This is a genomic window from Kumtagia ephedrae (assembly GCF_003012745.1).
GTDB lineage: Bacteria > Pseudomonadota > Alphaproteobacteria > Rhizobiales > Rhizobiaceae > Kumtagia > Kumtagia ephedrae.
The window spans coordinates 90,182-109,244 of record NZ_PXYK01000019.1 but is presented as its reverse complement, the minus strand read 5'-3'; the positions used below and the strand labels follow the sequence as shown (position 1 = coordinate 109,244).

Below are 19,063 nucleotides of genomic sequence, written 5' to 3'. Positions count from 1 at the left end.
CTAGTGTCCGAAATACATGGCCATGATGTCGGAGTGGGCGAGGCTTTCGCCCGGCTTGATCTCCGTCTCCATCTGGCCGTGATTGATGAAATAGAGGTGCTTGCTGAGCTCCAGCAGGAACTCGACGTCCTGCTCGACGACGATCAGCGGCACGCCGCTCTTCGAGATGTCGAGCACCGACCTGCAGAGCTCGTCCTTGATCTTGGGCGCCAGGCCGAGCGTCGGCTCGTCGAGGACGAGCAGCTTCGGGTGGCTCATCAGCGCCGTGCCGATGGACACCATCTGGCGCTCGCCGCCCGACAGCGTGCGCACCCGCTGGCGCCAGCGCTCGCGCAGTTTCGGGAAGAGCGCCAGCACCTTCTCCTGGTTGGCGGCCTCGTGCGGCCTGGCGCGCGGCGAATAGGCGCCGAGCGCCAGGCAGTCGGCGATGGTGAGGTCGGGGAACAGCGTGTTGCCCTGCGGCACATGGATGAGGCCCTTGCCGACGATGGCTCGCGGCGACAGGCCGGTGATGTCCTCGCCGTCGAATCGTATCGAGCCGCCGCGCGGCTTCAAGAGGCCGGAGACGGCGCGCAGCAGCGTCGTCTTGCCGTGGCCGTTGGGGCCGAATAGGCCGACATTGCCGAAGCCGCCGGCCTGCATCGAGATGCCGCCCAGCACCGTGACGCGGCCGTAGCCGGCGACGAGCCCGGCGACGTCGAGCATCGGCGCGCTCACGCGGCCGCCCTGCGCGTGCCGAGATAGGCCTCGACGACGCGCGCGTCGGAAATCACAGCGCGCGGCTCGCCGAGCGCCAGCACGGTGCCCTGGTTGAGCACCAGCAGGTGCTGCGACAGGCTCATCAGGAAGGTCAGCACGTGCTCGATCAGCAGGATGGTGATGCCGCGCGCCGCGGTGCGCCGGATGAGCTCGATCGAGCTGTCGATCTCCGGCTTGGTCAGGCTGGAGGCGGGCTCGTCGAGCAGCAGCATCCGCGGCTTCATGGCGATCGCCGTGGCGAGCATCAGGCATTTGCGCTGGAACACGGACAGCTCGCCGGCCGGGCGGCCGAAATTTTCCGCGCCGAGCCCGACGAATTCCAGCGCCTCGGCTGCCGCTTCCCGCGCCGCGGCGGCCGGCTGGCTCGCCGCGCCGAAGCTCGAGCCCATCAGCGCGTTCTCGAACACGGTCAGCCCGTCGAAACTGGTCTCGCGCTGGAAGGTGCGGGCGAGCCCGAGCCGGGCGATGCGGTGCCCGCGCCAACCCTGGATCTCGGTGCCGTCGAAGCGGACGGTGCCGCGGTCCGGCCCGAAGGGAATGCCGGTGATGACGTTGAACAGCGTGCTCTTGCCGCTGCCGTTGGGGCCGGCGATGCCGAAGATTTCGCCGGCCTCGACCTTGAAGGAGACGCCGTCCACGGCCTTCAGCGAGCCGAAGGCCTTCGAGACGCCGTCAAGCTCCAGCAGTGCCATGCGTCACTGCATCCACGGCTGGATCTTGAACTCGCCGGTGGCGTACTGCGTCGGCGAGATCAGCGTGCGCTGGCCGTCCCAGATCTGGAAGAAGGTGATCGGGATGAAGTCGTCGCCCTGTATGGCGAGGTGCGTCGCAGGATCGAACTTCAGCCGGCCCGCGGCGACTTGCTTGTCGGTCTCGCCCAGCGCCTTCATGACAGCCTGATGATCGGTGGCGTCGCCGGCCTTCTTCAGCGCGTCGAGATACAGATAGACCGTCTCGTAGAGGGCGACGCCATAGGTGCCGCTCTCGACGCCGTATTTCGCCTTGTACTTGTCGGCGATCTCGGCGGCGCGCGGGTTCTTCGGCGTGGTCAGCGGCCCGCCCAGCAGGTTGTAGATGATTCCGGTGGAGTTCTTCTTGGTCAGCTCGACGAATTCCGGCACGCTCGGCGCGTATTGCAGGAACACCAGGCTCTTGGTCGGCTGCTCCATGAACTGGTTGAGGAAGGAGGCGGAGTTGCCGGGCAGGTAGTCGGTGTTGATGACGACGTCCGGCACGTTCTCGCGCACCTTGGCCAGGATGGCGCGCCAGTCGGTGACCTCGCCGAACGGCACCAGCTCGTCGACCGTGATGGTCCAGCCCTTCTCGGTAAAAGTCTTCTTCATGCCTTCCGAGATGGTCTTGGAATAGGCGTTGTCGGAGGAGATGATCGCCACCTTCTTCGTCGGCAGCTGGATCTTGCCGTCGGCCGCGAGCTTCTCCACGAAATAGGTGACGTCGGTGTTGTAGGCGTCGAAGGACGGCGTCAGCGACCAGCAGCAGCCGTATTTGTCGGGCTCGGGCGCGATGATGTCGCGTGTCTGCTGCGAGGTGGCGGAGATGACATAGGGCATCTCCGCCTCGGCCATGTTGTCGATCTCGAAATTGGTCAGGCTGGCGTAGCCGGTGGTCATGAAATGCACCTCGGGATCGCCGAGCAGCCGCTCGACCGCCGAGGTGACGTTGCCGGCCGACTGGTCCTTCACGTCGCCGACCACCAGCTCGAAGGTGTTGCCGTCGAAGCCGCCGGCGGCGTTGATCTCGTCGATGGCGAGCTGGGCGCCGCGCTGGAACTCCTGGCCGTCGGCGGCGGCCGGGCCGGTGAGCGGCGCGAGCAGCCCGATCTTGATGGTGTCGGCGAAGGCGGCGGTGGAGGCGGCCGCGGCAAGCGCCGCGACGGACGCCCCCAGGACCAGTTGGCGGACCCGGCGGCCCACGGCGTTGCAGATCATGACACGTTCCCCTGTTGCGTGTGTTTGCTAGGTTGAATGATTGACAATCTATGCACATGCGGGACAATCTGAAAAGATATTTTCATACTCTTCGCGCAGTTTTGCCTATCCGGCGGACGCGTGCCGGTGTGTGATGGATTTGTGGGCAACCGCCCGAACGGGAACAATGGAGGCTGGGGTGGCGACGAAGAAATCCAGGATCGAGACCAGTCACGGCATCCTGGCCGTGCGCGAGACCGACGGCGCCGGCATCCCGGTGCTGATGATCCACGGCAACTCCTCCTGCGGCGAGGTCTTCCGCAACCAGTTCGATGGACGGATCGGGCGGGATTTTCACCTGATCGCGATCGACCTGCCGGGGCATGGCGAGTCCGACGATGCGCTCGACCCCGACCGCACTTACAACATGCCGGGTTATGCCGACGCCTTCACCGAGGCGATGCTGAAGCTGGGCCATGAGCGGGCGGCGATCTTCGGCTGGTCGCTGGGCGGCCATATCGGGCTGGAGATGATCGGCCTTTACAAGGGCATGCTCGGCCTCATGATCACCGGCACGCCGCCGGTCTCGGCCGCCGATCTCGGCAAGGGATTTTTGCCGAGCCCTCATATGGGGCTGGCGGGAAAGGAGCATTTCTCGCCGGAGGACATCGACGCCTATGCCCGCAGCACCTGCGGCGAACCCTACGACCAGTTGCTCTACGACGCGGTGAAGCGCACCGACGGGCGTGCGCGAAAGCTGATGCTGGGCAAGTTCGCCGAGGGCGTCGGCCGTGACCAGAGCCGGATCATCCTGGGCGACACGCCGCCGATCGCGGTCTTCAACGGCGCCGACGAGCCCTTCGTCAATGTCGCCTTCGTCGACACCATCCCCTTCTCCAATCTGTGGGAGGGCAGGAAGCACGTGATCGACAAATCCGGCCACGCGCCGTTCTGGGATTCGCCGGACCGTTTCGATCCGGTCTTCGACCGGTTCTTGAAGAGCCTGGAAGGAGAATGGCGGAAAGGCTGAGGGGTTGCCGACGGAGCGGGCCGGCTCCGTGAAGGTCACGGCCCCGGCGATGGGATCGTTCCCACCCGCCGGTTCGAGGGTCCGGCGCTGGCATGTCGCCGCCGGCCTATTGAACCGCGGCCCGCGGCGGAATATCTCGACCGGTGAATGCAATCGCCGCCGGACGGCAGCGCCGCTCCGCCGGGCCAGTGAAGGAGAATAGCATGAAGGTCGTCCTCGGAGCCGACAGCGCCGGCAAGCCGCTTCTCGACGTGATCGCCGCGCATCTGAAGAGCAAGCCGGAGATCGAGGTGACCGACCTCAGCCAGTCCGGCTTTTATGCAGACCTTGCCGACAAGGTCGGGCGCGGCATCGTCGACGGCAAGTTCGACCGCGGCTTCCTGTTCTGCGGCACCGGCATCGGCGTCTGCATCTCGGCCAACAAGGTGCCCGGCATCCGCGCCGCCCTGACCCACGACACCTATTCGGCCGAGCGCGCGGCCAAGTCGAACAACGCCCAGATCATCACCATGGGCGCCCGCGTCATCGGGCCGGAACTCGCCAAGGCGATCGCCGACACCTGGCTCGCCTCCGAATTCGACCCGAAGGGGCCGTCCGCCGGCAATGTCGAGGCCATCGACCGGCTGGACGCCAAAAAGGCCGTCCCGGCCTGACGGGCCGTATAGACAAGTACAACGCAGAAACAATTTGCGGGCGTGCAACGAAGGTTGTGCGCCCGCAAGCTTTTTCAATCACCGCGTGTCAAGTTTCGGCAGGAAAGCGAAAAAAAGCGATTCCCAAGTCTGCAACGAGAGCGCGAGATTCCCGATGCTCGCAACAAAAATAACGCGGAGCGACACCGTTCTGAATCATCTTTATGTGAGGCTGCAAAGGGCGTAGATTTACAGCTGCTTTCCGGATCGAGGTGACCGGATGGAATTTCTGCCTGCCTCCTGCCGGTCATGGTTGGCAATACTTCGTATTGCAACCGTGTTCCTTGCCCTGATCGCGCTGGCGGACCTGGCCGCCGATCCCGCGCTTGCCGCAGGCGAGCCGGTGCACGGCCGGCGCGCCGCCCTGGTGATCGGCAATTCCGGCTACGCGAACCTGCCCAAGCTGCCGAACGCCGTCAACGACGCCGAGCGCATCGGCGCGGTGCTGCGCGACGCCAATTTCGAGGTGACCATCGGCAAGGACGTCGACAAGGCCGGCCTCGAGCGGACGGTGCGCGAATTCCTGCAGACGCTGAACGACGGCGACGTGGCGCTTTTCTACTATAGCGGCCACGCGGTCCAGGTCGCCGACCAGAACTTCATCATTCCCGTCGACGCCAGCCTGAGCTCGTCCTACGACCTTGAAGTGCAGAGCTACAACGTCAACAGCCTGCTCGACTACATGCGCGCCACCTCGGGGCTGCAGATCCTCGTGCTCGACGCCTGCCGCGACAACCCGTTCCGCAACCAGTACTACTATCTCGGCGACAAGAAGATCGACGTGGCCGGCAAGAAGGGCCTCGCCTCGCTGACGCCGAAGCAGGGCTCGCTCATCGTCTATTCCACCGCCCCCAACGACGTCGCCTATGACGGCGGCGGCGATTTGAGCCCGTTCGCCGGCGCCTTCGCCGAAAAGGCGCTCAGCCCCAACAAGGAGGTGCGCGAGGTCCTGACCATGGTGCGTACCGCGGTCATGGACAAGACCGGCGGCCGCCAGGTGCCGTGGGACGTCTCCAGCCTCACGTCGCAGTTCTATTTCGTCTCGGCGCAGGAAGTCCTGGTGCTCGGCGAGAGCGTCACGGAAGTGCGCGTCGGCGCCGATGCCACCCGCGTGGCGCTCAACATCCAGCCGCCGATCGCCAGCAGCGGCATGACGCTGACCGCGACCTTCGAGAAGGCGCCGCGGGCCGGCATCCTGCTGCTCGACGACAAGACGGTGCAGCCTGGCACGCCGATCGCCGCGGACCGCATCGACGACATCGTCTATGCCACCGATGCCGGCCAGAAGCCGGTCGAGCTGCTGCCCTATACGATCAAGTCGGACACCGGCCAGAGCGCCAACGGCGCCGTCGCCATCGTCTTCGACGCCAGCGTTCCGGCGACGGCCGAGAAACCGGTTGTCGTCGCCTCCAACGACGACAGCGCCAGCATCACCAAGGCGATCACGCCGGTGAAGCTGACCGTCAGCAGCGACGTCGGCACCGGCTTCACGCCGGTCCCGACGCTGGAGCTCGGCGCCGGCCGGCCGACCGGGTGGCTGCGCGTCGAGCAACGCGACCCGTCCGCGCAGGTCGCCGTGGGCGGCGAACTGCTGGTGCTGGGCGATCTGGTCAAGGCCGAGGACCTGCCGAAGGTGCGCATCCGGCCGGCGATCCATCGCAGCGACGCCGAGGCCGCGATCGTGCTGAAGTCGGTCGTCACCGCGCCCGAGGCGAAGCCCGTCGTCATCACCGTCGACGCCGAGGTCAATGCCTGCGACCGCCTCGCCGCCGAGCCGCTCGACATCCAGGCCGTCACCGAGGGCGTGCTGCCCAACGACATCGCCATCGACGAGGCGCTGGCCGCCTGCGGCGAGGCAGTGGCGGATTTCCCGGAGATTCCGCGCTTCAAGTTCCAGTACGGCCGCGTGCTTTATGCGAAGGGAGATTTTCCCGGCGCGCTGAAGATGGTGCGCGAAGCGCTCGACGGCGGCCATGTGCGCGCCGGGCATTTCCTCGGCCGGCTCTACCAACTCGGCGCGGCGGTCGAGCTCGACCCGAAGAAGGCGATCCCGCTGTTCGAGGCCGCCGCCCGCCGCGGCGATCCCTATGGCCAGTATTCGCTCGGCCGTGCCCTGCTCGACGGCAAGGGCGTCAAGGCCAATGTCCGCCGCGGCATCGAGCTGCTCAACAAGGCGGCCGAATCCGGCCACACCTATGCGCTCAATCAGCTTGGCGCCGAGTACCGATACGGCAACCGGGTGCCCAGGGACATCGAGCGCGCCTATGTGATGTTCGAGACCTCGACCAACCGCGGCGACATCTGGGGCGAGGTCAATCTCGGCATGATGTATCGCGACGGCGTCTTCGTGAAGGAGGACGCGGCGCGTGCCTACAGGATGTTCGACGAGGCGAACCGCAAGCTCCACCCCTATGCCGGCACGCTGATGGCGCTGATGGACCGCAAGGCCGGCAAGACCGACCAGGCGGCATTGCTGAAGCTGTTCCGCGAAAGCGCGGTGCGCGGCGACGGCTGGGGCGCCTTCTACGCCGCCGAGATCGTCAGCGCCGAGCCGTCGCTCGCCGCCGATCCGGACGAGGCGCTGCGGCTCTACGGCCTGGCGGTGGCGCGCAAGGCCGGCAAGGCGTCGGACGATGCCCGCGCCAGGCTGGCGGCGATGCCGCGCGAGCGGCTGGTCACCGAGTTGCAGAAGACGCTGGTGCGGCTCGGCGCTGCCGGCGTCGACGTCGACGGCAAGCTCGGCCCGAAGGCCCGCGCCGCCGCGGCGGATGTCCTGGGAAGCAAGCCGCCGTCCGATCCGGTCGACCTGTTCGCCGAGATCGTGCGGCACGAATGGGTCCAGTCGACGCCCCGGCTGGACATGCTCTGACCGACCGTCAGGCGATTTGGAGGCAGTCTCGATGCGCAGGTTCTTGACTTATTTCGTTATGGGAATGGCAACGACCGCGCTGGTCAGTTGCGCAAGCGTCGAGGACACGATCCTGTCGCCGTTCAAGCAGCAGACGGTGGCCCCGAAACCCGTCTACTACGCGCCGCAGACCACGCAGAAGCCGAAGGCCAAGCGGCCGCGCAAGGCTGCGGCGACGCCCGCGACCGCCAAGCCGATGCGGCCAAAGCCGAAGATAGCGACGGAACGGCCCGGCGGCGCCGGCGGGGGCGGTGCTGGTGGCGGCGGCGGCGGTGGTGGTGGTGGCGAAGGCCCGGGCGGTGGCGGCTGGGGCGGTGGCTGAAGCCACGGCCGCTTCAACGTTTCACCCTACGCTTGCTGCGTCGGAGAACGCCGGAACCCTCCAGATCGGAGCTGTCAAATGCCGATGGGCCCTGCTGCCAGGACGCTCGATCCGGTGATTCACCTGCTGCCCGGCATGCTGATGCCGGGGCCGGGCGCGATCACCGTGCTGATCGGCAAGAAGCCGGCATGGCGTGGCATGCCGCTGGCCGCCGCCGCGGGATTACAGGCGGCGAAGGCGGCGTCGGATGCACGTGTGATCGGCTACCAGGCGGCGACCGTCGCGGCGGCCGGGACGCCGGGCCTGCCGGCCGCCAAGGCCGCCGAGGAAGCGGGCAAGGCGGCGGAGGCGGCGGCGATGAGCGCGGCGATCCTGGCCTCGGCCGGCGGCGCCGACATCCACGCCTGCGTGCACATGGCGCCGATCCCGCTGCCGCCGCCGCACGGGCCGGGCGTCGTCGTCACCGGCTCGCCCACCGTGATGATCAACGGGCTGCCGGCGTGCCGGGCCGGCGACATGATCCTGGAAGCTTTCGGCCCGCCCGACTTCATCGCCATGGGCGAGCCGACCGTGATCATCGGGCCATAGCCGTGGCGTCTTCCCGATACCGTGCAGATCAGGGGCAGTCGATGCCAGAAGAACATTCCACCAAATCGCGAGCGGATTCTTCGCGATTCTGATACTGTAGCGAAAGCGAGCTTGCCACTGGAGACCGACCGCCAAGATGTCATGGTATAGCAAGGTAGCGTGGTCGGAAGGGCTGTTTCTTCGCCAGCATCATTTCCAGCAGAACGACCGCTATTTCGAGCGCCTGCTTGAGAACAGGGTGCGGCAGATCGGTGCCTATCCTTGGGGTTTCGCGCAGATCGAGATCGATCGCGACCTCGCCCAGCAGAACAAGTTCGCGCTGCGGCGCGCCAGCGGAATCTTCCAGGACGGCACGCCCTTCGACATGCCGGGCTCCAGCCCGCTGCCGGAGCCGATCGACGTGCCGGCCGGCGTCGACAAGCAGGTCGTCTGGCTGGTGCTGCCGGCGGCGGTGGTGAACGGCCGCGAGGTCGACATGGCCGAGGGCACGTCGGGCAGCCGCTATGTCCGCGACATCGAGACCATCGTCGACTCCTCCTCGGGCATGCATGTCGAGCAGGAGATCGAGGTCGCCCATCCGCGCGCCACCTTCGAGATCCGCAAGACCGCCAAGCCCGGCGCGCATTGCCTGCGCGTCGCCCGCATCCTCGAGGTGCGCGACAAGACCATCGTCTTCGACGAGACCTTCGCCCCGCCGGTGATCGCCACGCAGGCGCATCCGGTCGTCGCCGGCTGGGTCGAGCGGGTGATCGGCTGGATGGACACCAAGCTGGAGACGCTGTCGCGCTACGCCGCCGACCCGAGCTCGGGCGGCGGCCTGCAGACCTTCGACTATTTCATGCTGCAGATGCTGAACCGCGAGATCAACGTGGTGAAGCACATGCGCGCCTCGCAATTCGTCCATCCGGTCGAGTTCTACAAGGAACTGCTGCGCATCTCCGGCGAGCTGTGGACCTTCTCGGCCAAGCGGCTGGCTCCCGAATACGCCGACTACGACCAGGACGCGCTCGACGCCGTGTTCGAGCCGGTGCTGTCCGACATCCAGCGCCTGCTCAGCCTCGACATCGGCCGCGCCATCCGCCTCAACCTGGTGGAGAAGGCGCCCAACGCCTTCGTCGCCACCGTGCCCGACCGCCAGCTCTTCCGCAACGCCACCTTCGTCGTCGAGGTGGCGGCGGCAAAACCGCTGTCGCAGGTGCAGCAGCAGTTCCCGGCGCTGTGCAAGATCGGCCCCAACACCAAGATGAACGAGATCGTGCAGACGCACCTGCCCGGCATCGAGCTGGTGCACATGCCGACGCCGCCGCGCCAGATCCGCGCCATCTCCGACCACGTCTACTTCTACCTCGACAAGTCGTCGGCGCTATGGCCCGAGTTCAGCGTGGCGAGCGGCATGGGCCTGCATTTCGCCGGCGACTGGCCGGGCCTCGTGCTCGACCTGTGGGCGATCGTGGAAGACCGCAGATGAGCGGCAAGGACGACCCGTTCGGCTCCGGTGGCAAGACGGTCATCCGTCCGAACCCCGCGGGCCGTCCGCGGCCGGACCCGCTGCGTCCCGCGCCGGGTCAGGCGGGCGCGGCACCCGTCCCCGGCCCGCCGCCGTCCTCCAGCGCCACCGTCATCGCCACGCCGTCGCCGCGCGCCCCGCAGCAGCCCGCTCATGCCACGCCGGCGCCGGGCATGCCGCCGCGGTCGCCCTATCCGGCACCGTCCTATCCGCCCTATTCGCCGATGCCATCGACTGGCGACCAGGCGCGCTATGGCATGCCCGATCCCGACGACTGGATGCGCGCGGCGCGCGCCAACGTCTTCTTCCCCGATGCCGGCCAGCCGCAGGAGCCCGTCACCCCGCACGAGAAGATCCCGCTCGACGTGGCGCTGAACGCCCGCGACGGCGGCGAATACGCGGCCGCCAATCCGCTGACGGCCGCGGCCGCGCCGCTGCTCATCCTGCTCGGCCGTCTCAGGCTGATGATCATCGACATGCAGGCCGTGCCGCTGATGAGCCATGTCGCGCAGGAGATCCGCGACTTCGAGAAGAAGGCGGGCGAGGCGGGGGTGGCGCCGGAAGACATCATGGTCGCCAAATACGCGCTGTGCGGCACCGCCGACGACATCGTCCAGAACCTGCCCGGCACCGACCGGCATGTGTGGATGCAGTATTCCATGCTGGCGCAGTTCTTCCAGGTGCGCACCTCGGGCGTCGGCTTCTTCGAGGAACTGAAGAAGATTCTTGCCAACCCGGCGCCGCGCTACGACCTGCTGGAGCTGATGCATGCCTGCCTGTCGCTCGGCTTCGAGGGCCAGTACCGGGGTGCGGCGGGCGGCGACGTCGAATTGCAGCGCTGGCGGCGCGACGTCTACCAGACGCTCAGGCATCTCAGGACCCGCAACGACGACGACATCTCGCCGCGCTGGCAGGGCATGGCCAAGCTGATGAAGAGCGTCGGCGCGGCGATACCGCTGTGGGCGATCGCCGGCGTCGTCGGCGCAGCACTTGTCGGCGTCTATCTGCTGCTGCGCTTCCTCATCAGCGCCGACGGCGAGGCGCTTGCGGCGCGGCTGATCGCGCTCAACCCATCCGAGCCGGTGACCATCGAGCGCGGCGCCTTCGCGCCGTTCGAGGGTCCGGACCTCGGCAACACCACGCAGCTGCAGCGCATCCGCGCCGCGCTCGCCGGCGACATCGAGGCCGGCGGCCTCGACGTCGTCGCCGTTGGCGAGAACATCGTGGTGCAGGTCAACAATCTTCTGCTGTTCGCCTCCGGCCGCGCCGACGTGCGCAAGGAGTTCGCGCCGGTCGCCCAACGCATCGCCGCCGCGCTCGACCGGGAGCCGGGACCGATCCACGTCATCGGCCACACCGACAATGTGAAGCCAAAACCGTCCGGCGCCTTCAAGTCGAACTTCGACCTGTCGGTGGCGCGCGCCAAGGCGGTGGAGAAGGTGATCGCGCCGACCCTTTCCGATCCCCGCCGCGTCAGCGTGGCGGGCCGCGGCGAGGACGAGCCGATCGATAACAACCGGACGGCCGAGGGCCGGGCCAAGAACAGGCGGGTGGAAGTGATGATTCCGCGCGCGGAGGAATAGCGGGATGAGGGCGGAGGCGCACATCCCGTCGGAGGTGGTTTGGACGGATCGCGTTCGCTTGAGAACCGTTGCGCCGAACCGCCCCCTCCACCGCCTTCGGCGGTCCCCCTCCCCCGTGAATGGGGGAGGATCGGCGGCGCGGCGGGCCGCAACCTTGAATCCTCCCCTGCGAAGCGGGGGAGGGGGACCACGCGAAGCGTGGTGGAGGGGGCGTCCTGGGCGAGGCGCGAGGCGGCGGCCATGAGGAAATGGCTCATCCGAACCGCCATCGCCGTCGGCCTGCTGGCTTTCGCCGCGGCCGTCTGGTTCGCCGGCCCGCTGGTCGGCTACGAGGACATCCGGCCCTTCGACCCGGTCTGGGTGCGCCTGCTCATCATCTTCGTCGTCTTCGCCGCCGTCGGCGGCTTCTACGGCGTCCGCTGGTGGCTGCGCCGCCGTGCCGCCAAGGCGCTGGAGGCGGCGCTCGCCGAGAGCGAGGGCAGGCAGGGCGACGGCAAGGTGCTGGGCGAGCGCATGGCCGAGGCGCTGGAGACGCTGAAGCGCGCCAGCGGCAAGCGCAACTATCTCTACGACCTGCCCTGGTACGTCATCGTCGGCCCGCCCGGCGCCGGCAAGACGACGGCGCTGGTGAATTCCGGCCTGAAGTTCCCGCTCGCCGGACCCGATGGCGGCAAGGCGGTGGCCGGCACCGGCGGCACCCGCTACTGCGACTGGTGGTTCACCGAGGAGGCGGTGCTGATCGACACCGCCGGGCGCTACACCACGCAGGATTCCGACAGCGAGACCGACAAGAAGAGCTGGCTCTCCTTCCTGTCGCTGCTCAAGCAGCAGCGCGCAAAACAGCCGATCAACGGCGTCATCCTGGCGATTTCCATCGAGGACCTGCTGAAGCTCGACGGCCAGCAGCTCGGCGAGCACGCGACGGCGATCCGCAAGCGCCTGCTCGAACTGCACCAGCAGCTCAAGATCGACTTCCCGGTCTACGCGCTGTTCACCAAGGCCGACCTGATCGCCGGCTTCGCCGAATATTTCGGCAGCTTCACCGAGGCGCGCCGCCGCAAAGTCTGGGGCGCCACCTTCCAGACCGAGGACCGCCGGAAGAACATGGTCGGCGAGGTGCCGGCCGAGTTCGACCTCTTGGTGCGGCGCCTGACGGAGGAGGTGACCGACCGGCTGCACGAGGAGCCGGACCCGATCGCCCGCATCGCCATCTTCGGTTTTCCCGCGCAGTTCGCGCTCCTGAAGGAGCGCGTCGCCGATTTCCTCAACCGCATCTTCGAGCCGACGCGCTACCAGGCCGACGCCAATCTGCGCGGCTTCTATTTCTCCTCGGGCACGCAGGAAGGCACGCCGATCGACCAGGTGCTCGGCTCGATCGGCCGCAGCTTCGGCGAGACCGCGCATGCCTCCCAGCTGTCGGGGCAGGGCAAGAGCTTCTTCCTGCGCGACCTGCTGACCAAGGTGATCTTCGCCGAGGCCGGCTGGGTGTCGCGCGACATGGGCGCGGTGCGGCGCGCGGCTCTCCTGCGCTACGGTGCGCTGGCGGCGATGGGCCTCGTCGCGGCCGGTGCGCTCGGCGCCTGGGGTATGAGCTTTGCCAGCAACCGGCAACTCATCGCCGCCACCGACAGCTCGGCCGAGCAGTACCGCGTCAACGCGGCGCCCGAGCTCAAGACCAACACCGTCGCCGACGTCGAGCTCTCCAATGCCGCCGGGCTGCTCGACATCCTGCGCACCATGCCGGTCGGCTACGACAACCGCGACCTGCCGACGCCGATGCGCGAGAGTTTCGGCCTGGCGCAGCGTCCGCGCCTGGTCTCCGCGGCCGGGACCACCTACCGGCAGGCGCTGGAGCGCATGTTCCGCTCGCGCCTCATCCTGCGGCTGGAGCGGCAGATCGAGGCCAGCATGAACGACCCGCTGGCGCTCTACGAGACGCTCAAGGTCTATCTCATGCTCGGCGGCCAGGCGCCCAAGGTCGACGAGGACCTGGTCGAGACCTGGATGCGAAAGGACTGGGAGGAGAACCTTTATCCGGGCCCGAACAACCGCGCGCTGCGCGAGGACCTCGTCCGTCATCTCGGCGCCATGCTCGACCTCGGCTCCTCGCACAAGCCGAGCTTCGAACTCAACGGGCCGCTGGTCGAATCGGCGCAGCGCTCGCTGGCGCGCATGAACATGGCCGACCGCGCCTATGCGCTGATCAAGACCGCCTCCTACTCGGCACCGGTCGAGAATTTCTCGGTGATCGCGCGCGGCGGCCCGGACACCGCGCTGGTATTCGAGACCGTCGACGGCACCGAGCTCGACAAGCTGGCCGTGCCCGGCCTCTACACCTATGCCGGTTTCCAGGACTTCTTCATCCCGCAGCTCGCCGCCGTCGCCGACAAGATCGAGGGCGAGAAATGGGTGATGGGCGAGCTGGCCGAGCAGAAGGGCGTCGAGGAGCAGTTCGGCCAGCTCGGCCCGGTGCTGATCGAACGCTACGGCAAGGATTTCGTCGATGCCTGGAACGCCGTCATCGACAACCTCAAGCTGAAATCGATGTCTGCCGACAAGCCGCAATATCTCGCTTTGTCGGCGGCCTCGTCGCCGAACTCGCCGATCCGCCAGCTGTTCGAGGCTGTGAGCCTGGAGACGCAGCTGACGCGCGAGCCGGTCGAAGGCGAGCTGACGCTCGACCTGCCCGCCAACCTGCCGGATATCGGCGGCGACGCTGCCGATGCGGCCAGGACCGTGGCGAAATACGCCGCCGACCGGGCGGCGGCGCGCGCATCGGGCCTGGCGCGCATCGGCATCGATCTGGCGATGAAGAAGTTCGACAGCCGCGCCGGCGACACCTTCTCCGGCTCCGCCGGGGCGCGTCCGGTTCCGGGCGCCAACATCGAGGCGCAGTTCCGGCCGTTCCACGAACTGGTGAAGGGCGATCCGGGCAAGCGGCCGGTCGACGCGCTGGTGCAGAACTTCTACGAGGTCTACCAGAGCCTGGTGCTGGCCGCGACCAATCCGTCGCAGGCTGCCCGCGCCAACGCCAACATGCAGATGCAGGTGGTGAACCTGCGCGCCAACGCCTCGCGGCTGCCGCGTCCGGTGGCGCGCATGGTCAATGCCGCCGTCGACGATTTCGAGGGCGACGCGGCCGGCAACTCGCTGGCCCAGCTCAACCAGATGCTGAACAGCGAGGTGACGCAGGCCTGCGATTCGGTGATCGCCAACCGCTATCCCTTCGCCAAGGACAGCGAGCGCGACGTGCGCATGCAGGATTTCGCGCGCATCTTCGCGCCGAACGGCGTCATCGACCGCTTCTTCGCGCAGAACCTGGCCCCGCTGACCGACATGGGCGGCGGCGACTGGGTGTGGAAGGAGGACACCCGGCTCGGACGCGAGCTGTCGAAGGCGACGCTCAAGGAGTTCCAGCGCGCCGCCGAGATCCGCGATGCCTTCTTCCCGCAGACCGGTCCGATGCCGGCGGTCAGCCTCACCGTCACGCCGTTCTCGCTGAACGGCGAGGCCGAGATGGCGCTGTTCCGCATCGACGGCCAGCTCGTCCAGAGCACGCAGGTCGGCGGGCTGCCGCTGTCGGTGCAGTGGCCGTCGAGCATGTCGGGCGGAACCGCCAGCGTCGAGCTGACGCCGGACATTCCCGGCCGCGCCTCGGGCGTCGTCACCGAAGGCGACTGGGCGCTGATGCGGCTGTTCGAATACGGCTCGGTATCGCAGACGCCGGACGGCATGCGGGCCCGCTTCGTCATCGGCGGCCGCGACGTCGCCTATTCGATCCGGGTCGGCTCGGTGGCCAATCCGTTCTTCCTGCCGGCGCTCACCCAGTTCTCCTGTCCGAGCGGGTTGTGACATGGGTTTCGGTCTGTTCGGCAAGCTGCCGCAGAAGCGCGACTTCATCGCATTCGGCATCGCCGGCGAGGTGCTGTCGCCGCTGGAGACGTGGCTGCAGTCGGCCGTCGCGGCGAGCCGCAGCGAACTCGGCCGCGGCTGGGAGGAGGTCTACCTGGTCGCGCCGATCTGGCGCTTCTGGATCGGCGCCGACGTGCTCGGCGTCAATTGCGCCGGCGCGCTGATGCCCTCCGTCGACGGCATCGGCCGCTTCTTCCCGCTGCTGGCGCTCTATGCCTGCGAACCGGGCGAGAGCCTGCCGCCGCCGTCCTATTCGCCGCAGGAGAAGTGGTTCGCCGCGATCGAGGCGCGCCTGCTCGGTGTGCTCGAAGAGGGCGCGGCGCCGGCAGTCGAATCCGTGCTGGGCGGCCTGCCGGCTCCCGCCATCGACCGGCTGGTGCCGAATGCGCGCCGCTCCATGTTCAAGGGCGGGCCTCTGTGGCAGGCCGGGCAGGACATCGACACGCCGAGCTTCCTGGCGGCGATCTTCGAGGACGACTATCGGCAGGTGGCACGCGGCCGCAGCTATTGGTGGGTGCCGGGCAACGACGAGCGCGGCCCTCTGCTGCATGCCAGGAACGGCCTCCCCGATCCGTATTTTCATACGCGCATGCTGAAGGCCGTGGCCGAGTGACTGAACCGCCGGCAGCGCGGCGCGCGCCGGCCATCGCGGGTGACGAAAAGTGCACGATGCCGGTATCCGCTTCGAAAGTTTCGGCCTCACCCATCCCGGCCGGGTGCGCGATCTCAACGAGGACCGTTTCCTGATCGCGCCGCGGAGCGGGCTGTGGCTGGTGGCCGACGGCATGGGCGGGCACGATTCCGGCGAGGTGGCGTCGTCGGCGATCGTCGACTACCTGGCGACGCTCGGCGTGGCAAGCTCGGCGCCGGATCTGCGCGCCCGCTTCGAGGATCGCATCGTGCGCGCCAATGCCCGCATCTGGCAGATCGCCCAGGCGCGCGGCGGCACCATCGGCTCGACGGTCGCGGCCCTGCTCGCCTTCGATCGCCAGTTCGCCTGCATCTGGCTGGGCGACAGCCGCGTCTACCTGGTGCGCGACGGCGTGCTGACGCAGCTTTCGCACGACCATACCGAGGTGCAGGAGCTGCTCGACCGCGGCGTGCTGACGCCGGCGGAGGCGCGCGTCTGGCCGCGCCGCAACGTCATCACGCGGGCTGTCGGCGCGGAGGAGGAGATATCGACCGACATGGAGCTTGGCCAGACGCGGCCCGGCGACGTCTTCGTCCTCAACACGGACGGGCTCACCGCCCACGTGACCGACGACGAGATACGCGACGCGGTGCTCGCGGCGCCGGCGGAGGCCGCCTGCCGCATGCTGGTCGACCGGGCGCTGGAGCGCGGCGGCACCGACAACGTGACCGTCGTGGTGGTGAAGTGCCACGCGGTGGGCGAGGACGACGAGCTTGCGGCCGCCCCGGCAAGCGGTTCGGACGAGCGCCATGTCCTCTGACGAAAAGACCATGCTGGTGGCGCTGCCAGAAGGGGTGGCGGTCGGCACGCAGCTCAGCGGCACCTACGAGCTCGACGAGCGCATCGCCGCCGGCGGCATGGGCGAGGTGTTCCGCGGCCACAACATCCAGACCGGCGACCCGGTGGCGATCAAGATCGTGCTGCCGGAATTCGCCCGCGACGCGATGATCCTGTCGCTGTTCCGCAAGGAAGCCTCGATCCTCAACCACCTGTCGCACGAGGCGATCGTGCGCTACCACGTCTTCGCCATCGACCAGGCGATCGGCCGGCCGTATCTGGCCATGGAGTTCGTCGACGGGCTGTCGCTGGTCGACATGTTCGCGCGCGGGCCGATGCCGGCCGGCGATGCGCGCGCCCTGCTGTTCCGGCTGGCCTCCGGCCTGGCCGCCGCGCATGAGGCCGGCATTATCCACCGCGATCTCTCGCCCGACAACATCATCCTGCCTGGCGGCAAGGTCGGCCGCGCCAAGATCATCGACTTCGGCATCGCCCGCTCGGCCACCGTCGGCGGCGAGACGCTGCTCGGCGGCGTGTTCGCCGGAAAGTACAACTTCGTCTCGCCCGAGCAGCTCGGCATGCATGGCGGCGAGGTCACGGAAAAATCCGACATCTACAGCCTCGGGCTGGTGATGGCGGCGGCGCTGCGCGGCGCCCCGCTCGACATGAGCGGCAGCCAGGTCGAGGTGATCGAGAAGCGGCGCGCCGTACCCGACCTCGCCGGTGTCGACGCTGAGCTGCGCCCGGTCCTGGAGGCCATGCTGCAGCCGGATCCGGGCGACCGGCCGGGCGGCATGGACGAGGTGGCAAGCTGGGTCGCGCCCGGCCGCGACGCCTGGCGGGTTCAGGAGCCGACGGTGACGGCGCCGCCGCCGCAGCGGCTCGCCCCGACGGCGGCCGAACCGACCGGCGGCCCGGCAAGGCCCGCTTCCGGCGAGACGGGGGCGACGCCGGAAGCGCCTCCGCCCGCCAGCGAAAGCCCGTTCGGCCCCTATCGCGGACCGGAGAAGATCGCGATTCCCGAGCTGAAGCCGGCGAGCGGCCTGCCCGGCACGGAGCCGGCCGCGACCGGCAGGCGGAGCCGCGGGCGCGGCGGGCTGGCGGCCGGCCCGCTGGCGCTGCTTGCCGCCAGCGTCGCCGCCGTCGTGTGGTATGGCGGGTTCGCCGACCGCTTCCTGCCGGTGCCGCAACCCCGGCCCGAGCCGACGGCGACCCCGGACGCCACGCCGGATGGTGGGGCGGCCGATCAGGGCACGACGCCCGACGACGACCGAACCGCGCCCGTCGACGCCGACGGCGCTCGACCCGCGGACAAGGAGACGGCGCCGGATGCGGGGCCGCCGGCGCCTCCGGACACGTCGCCCGCTCCCGACCCGCGGCCAGGCCCGCCGGACACGCAGCCAAGCGAGCCGGACACGACCGCCCCGCCGCAGGGCGACCCGCCGGCTCCGGAGGACGGAAAAGGCCCGACGGACAAGAGAGCCGAACCGGGCCCGGCGCCGCAAGGGCCGCCCCCCGACGTCCAGCCCGATGGCGACAAGCCGCAGCCGGAGCCGGTACCGGACACGCAAGCCGGTCCGCAGGGCGTCGACGCGGCCGCCGAGCAGGCGGAGTGGGTGAGGAGCTTTTCCGGCGGCGACTGCTTCTTCGCCAGCGCGACGTCGATGAACGGCAGGACCGTCGAGCTCGAAGGATTCGGGGACAGCGTCGAGCCGTTCAAGACCCTGCTCGCCGACTTCACGAAACGCTTCAAGACGGACCCCGAGATCGGCGTGCGCCTGATCCGGCAGAAACAATGCCCCGTGACGCGGTTCCTGGCCGGCCTCGCGCAGGCCGCCGGCGATCCGCCGGACCTGTCCCTGGTGAAATACGAGCTTGTCGACCGCGACCCGATGAGCGGCGAGGTGGAGATCGCTCCGTCGCGCCAGACCTACCTGCTGCTGGTCGACCATGACGGCATCGCCCACGATCTCGACCGCATCCTGAAGCGCGGCGACGGCAAGGCGACGTTCAGCATCGCGCTCGGGCTGGGCACCGGCAAGGGCGAAGACAAGAGCGCGGTGCCGCAGGTGCTGATCGCCTTAGCCACCTCGCAGGCGGTCGATGCCATGCAGGTCACCGGCCCGGCGCCGGCCGACGACCTGCTGCCGCGCATTCTCGCCGAGATCCGCGCCAAGAAGATGGAAGCCGCGGCGACGGCGCGGTATTTTCGCATCCGGGGTTGAGTCGGGCCGACCGTTGCCCGCAGAAGCGCCCCCCTCTCCGTCCCCCCTCTCCGTCTCGCCCTTCGGGCTCGCCACCTCTCCCCCACTCCGTGGGGGAGAGGAACCGCTGCCGCGATGCCGGCGCCTCTCCAGCCTGGGTTC

14 protein-coding genes are annotated in these 19,063 nt (G+C 68.5%); 11 read left to right on the top strand and 3 right to left on the bottom strand.

Annotation, left to right across the window (positions count from 1 at the left end; genetic code table 11):
- From C7I84_RS19320 to C7I84_RS19310, 3 genes are read right to left on the bottom strand one after another with little or no spacing between them, the layout of a single operon-like run.
- Positions 1–717: an ABC transporter ATP-binding protein gene (locus C7I84_RS19320; RefSeq protein ID WP_245428502.1), complete on the bottom strand. Its 717-nt coding sequence runs from the start codon at positions 715–717 to the stop codon at positions 1–3.
- On the bottom strand, positions 714–1,451 hold the full coding sequence (locus tag C7I84_RS19315; RefSeq protein WP_106773851.1) for an ABC transporter ATP-binding protein: 738 nt from the start codon (positions 1,449–1,451) through the stop codon (positions 714–716). Before C7I84_RS19315 ends, C7I84_RS19320 begins: the two co-directional genes overlap by 4 nt.
- Before the next feature lie 3 nt (positions 1,452–1,454).
- Complete coding sequence (locus C7I84_RS19310) at positions 1,455–2,708, bottom strand: ABC transporter substrate-binding protein (RefSeq protein ID WP_106773850.1); 1,254 nt, start codon at positions 2,706–2,708, stop codon at positions 1,455–1,457.
- A 178-nt stretch (positions 2,709–2,886) separates the two neighbouring features.
- On the opposite strand from C7I84_RS19310, the gene C7I84_RS19305 reads away from it, so the two are divergent.
- The 11 genes from C7I84_RS19305 to C7I84_RS19255 all read left to right on the top strand — a co-directional run bounded on the left by C7I84_RS19305 (position 2,887) and on the right by C7I84_RS19255 (position 18,922).
- Positions 2,887–3,717 carry an alpha/beta fold hydrolase gene (locus tag C7I84_RS19305; protein ID WP_245428501.1) on the top strand — a complete coding sequence of 277 codons (831 nt, stop codon included), beginning with the start codon at positions 2,887–2,889 and terminating at the stop codon, positions 3,715–3,717.
- Between the two features lie 203 nt (positions 3,718–3,920).
- Entirely contained in the window at positions 3,921–4,370 is a 450-nt protein-coding gene (gene derI, locus C7I84_RS19300) for a D-erythrulose-4-phosphate isomerase (protein WP_106773848.1), read from the top strand.
- A gap of 259 nt (positions 4,371–4,629) precedes the next feature.
- Positions 4,630–7,278: a caspase family protein gene (locus C7I84_RS19295; RefSeq protein WP_106773847.1), complete on the top strand. Its 2,649-nt coding sequence runs from the start codon at positions 4,630–4,632 to the stop codon at positions 7,276–7,278.
- 64 nt (positions 7,279–7,342) lie between these two features.
- The gene (locus C7I84_RS30095; RefSeq protein WP_165816135.1) at positions 7,343–7,639 is read left to right on the top strand and encodes a hypothetical protein; all 297 of its coding nucleotides are present in this window, start codon (positions 7,343–7,345) and stop codon (positions 7,637–7,639) included.
- Between the two features lie 78 nt (positions 7,640–7,717).
- Positions 7,718–8,227, top strand: coding sequence for a PAAR domain-containing protein (locus tag C7I84_RS19285; RefSeq protein ID WP_207771037.1), 510 nt, complete (start codon positions 7,718–7,720; stop codon positions 8,225–8,227).
- 136 nt (positions 8,228–8,363) lie between these two features.
- Positions 8,364–9,695, top strand: coding sequence for a type VI secretion system baseplate subunit TssK (tssK, locus tag C7I84_RS19280; protein WP_106773846.1), 1,332 nt, complete (start codon positions 8,364–8,366; stop codon positions 9,693–9,695).
- Complete coding sequence (tssL, locus tag C7I84_RS19275; RefSeq protein WP_106773845.1) at positions 9,692–11,317, top strand: type VI secretion system protein TssL, long form; 1,626 nt, start codon at positions 9,692–9,694, stop codon at positions 11,315–11,317. Before tssK ends, tssL begins: the two co-directional genes overlap by 4 nt.
- A gap of 240 nt (positions 11,318–11,557) precedes the next feature.
- Positions 11,558–15,169: a type VI secretion system membrane subunit TssM gene (gene tssM, locus C7I84_RS19270; protein WP_106773844.1), complete on the top strand. Its 3,612-nt coding sequence runs from the start codon at positions 11,558–11,560 to the stop codon at positions 15,167–15,169.
- 1 nt (position 15,170) lies between these two features.
- Positions 15,171–15,842: a type VI secretion system-associated protein TagF gene (gene tagF, locus C7I84_RS19265; RefSeq protein WP_106773843.1), complete on the top strand. Its 672-nt coding sequence runs from the start codon at positions 15,171–15,173 to the stop codon at positions 15,840–15,842.
- A gap of 49 nt (positions 15,843–15,891) precedes the next feature.
- On the top strand, positions 15,892–16,680 hold the full coding sequence (locus C7I84_RS19260) for a PP2C family protein-serine/threonine phosphatase (RefSeq protein WP_106773842.1): 789 nt from the start codon (positions 15,892–15,894) through the stop codon (positions 16,678–16,680).
- Positions 16,670–18,922 carry a serine/threonine-protein kinase gene (locus C7I84_RS19255; protein ID WP_165816134.1) on the top strand — a complete coding sequence of 751 codons (2,253 nt, stop codon included), beginning with the start codon at positions 16,670–16,672 and terminating at the stop codon, positions 18,920–18,922. Before C7I84_RS19260 ends, C7I84_RS19255 begins: the two co-directional genes overlap by 11 nt.
- Positions 18,923–19,063 lie beyond the last annotated feature (141 nt).